The sequence below is a fragment of the Pseudomonas sp. AGC41 genome, from assembly GCF_057334555.1.
On record NZ_JBHFJB010000115.1, the window covers coordinates 46,542 to 48,497 of the forward strand.

The following is a 1,956-nucleotide window of genomic DNA, read 5'->3' on the forward strand; positions in this document are numbered from 1 at the left end:
CCCCGCTCCCACATTGTTTGGTGGATTATCCGGAAATTGCGTCACCAGTTTGACGTCAATATTCACACTGTGACCGCTCGGCGCATTCTGGTCTCGAAATCCCTTGCCGCCGGAACTTTTCTCCTATCCTCAGTTCAAGGATAACGAGAGCCATCATTGGATCGAAACAGCCTTCCCGGGCTGAATACCGGATCTACCGAGGGGCGCCGCCATGTCGCGCAACCTTTGTCTTACTCGCCACTGCCTGGGTCTGGTGACCCGTATCGAATGCGCCGTTCGTCCGCTCGCCGGCGATACCGGTATGTGGACCGTACTGTTCGCCGCCGGAATGGCCGGCGAGCAACCTACCGCGATCAAGGCCCAAGGGCCATTCCCTGGCCCGACTGCCGCTGAAACCCTCCTCGACACCATCGTCCAGAACCTGACATTGCACGGATATGAGCTGGCCGATGATCCGCAGATCTGGTCGCTGCACATGCAGGCACAGCTACGCGATATCAACGGAGGCCGTTGTCGCAATGTCGGCGGCGTTGAATATCGTCCGCTGCATTGAGTCTTCATCGGGCGCCTCTCGCAGTAAAGTTTTGACACAAGGGCCGCGCCCCAGGACGGGGCCGGCGTTTGTGGGGCGGGTCGTGGCTGATATACTCGCCGCGTTTTTACAGCCCTGGTGTGAGACTCAATGGAACGCTTTATCGAAAATGCAATGTATGCCTCCCGTTGGCTGCTGGCGCCGATCTACTTCGGGCTGTCCCTGGGCTTGCTGGCCCTGGCGCTGAAATTCTTCCAGGAAGTCTTTCACGTCATTCCCAACGTATTTGCCATGGCCGAATCCGAGCTGATCCTGGTGCTGTTGTCGCTGATCGACATGGCGCTGGTTGGCGGCTTGCTGGTGATGGTGATGATTTCCGGCTACGAGAACTTCGTCTCGCAACTGGACATCGACTCCGACAAGGAAAAGCTCAATTGGCTGGGCACCATGGATTCCTCGTCGCTGAAGATGAAAGTCGCGGCGTCGATCGTTGCCATTTCTTCCATCCACCTGCTGCGTATTTTCATGGATGCCAAGAACGTCGATCCCGAGCACCTGATGTGGTACGTGATCATCCACATGACGTTCGTGGTCTCGGCGTTCGCCATGGGCTATCTGGACAAACTGACCAAGCATTGAGGTTCGTCACGGGCGGCGGCATCTGTGCTAGTCTGCTCGCCCTTTTGGTTCCGGGCGCTCCGGGCGGCGCTGTGTCACGCACGGCACGTTCCCGAGCCGTCCGCACAGCGGAGCAGCATCATGTCCGAAGTTAACCTGTCCACCGACGAAACCCGCGTCAGCTACGGCATTGGCCGTCAGTTGGGCGACCAACTGCGCGACAACCCGCCGCCGGGCGTCAGCCTGGACGCGATCCTCGCCGGCCTGACCGACGCTTTCGCCGGCAAGCCGAGCCGCGTGGGCCAGGACGAGATGTCCGCCAGCTTCAAGGTGATCCGCGAAATCATGCAGGCCGAAGCTGCCGCCAAGGCTGAAGCCGCTGCTGGCGAAGGCCGTGCATTCCTGGCCGAAAACGCCAAGCGCGAAGGCATCACCACCCTGGCGTCCGGCCTGCAGTTCGAAGTACTGACCCAGGGCGAAGGCGCCAAGCCGACCCGCGAAGACCAGGTGCGTACCCACTACCATGGCACCCTGATCGACGGCACTGTGTTCGACAGCTCCTACGATCGTGGCCAGCCAGCCGAATTCCCGGTAGGCGGCGTGATCCCGGGCTGGACCGAAGCGCTGCAACTGATGAGCGCCGGCAGCAAATGGCGCCTGTACGTGCCGAGCGAACTGGCCTACGGCGCCCAGGGCGTTGGCAGCATCCCACCGCACAGCGTGCTGGTGTTCGACGTCGAGCTGTTGGACGTTCTGTAAGGCAACTGCCTTTTGTGGGAGCGAGCCTGCTCGCGAAGCGGTCTGTC

The 1,956-nt window shown here is 60.7% G+C and carries 3 protein-coding genes; all 3 read left to right on the forward strand.

Annotated features, from left to right (window positions below; all coding sequences use genetic code 11):
- Nucleotides 1-211: 211 nt before the first annotated feature.
- The 3 genes from ACE04F_RS19355 (at nucleotide 212) to bamJ (ending at nucleotide 1,909) form a co-directional block, all read left to right on the forward strand.
- Nucleotides 212-553 (forward strand): PA4575 family protein, encoded by a 342-nt coding sequence (locus ACE04F_RS19355; RefSeq protein WP_486109189.1) that lies wholly within the window; start codon nucleotides 212-214, stop codon nucleotides 551-553.
- Nucleotides 554-682: 129 nt separating this feature from the next.
- Entirely contained in the window at nucleotides 683-1,171 is a 489-nt protein-coding gene (locus tag ACE04F_RS19360; RefSeq protein WP_025215565.1) for a TIGR00645 family protein, read from the forward strand.
- Between the two features lie 120 nt (nucleotides 1,172-1,291).
- The gene (bamJ, locus tag ACE04F_RS19365) at nucleotides 1,292-1,909 is read left to right on the forward strand and encodes a BamJ family beta-barrel-assembly machinery protein (protein ID WP_186613025.1); all 618 of its coding nucleotides are present in this window, start codon (nucleotides 1,292-1,294) and stop codon (nucleotides 1,907-1,909) included.
- Nucleotides 1,910-1,956 lie beyond the last annotated feature (47 nt).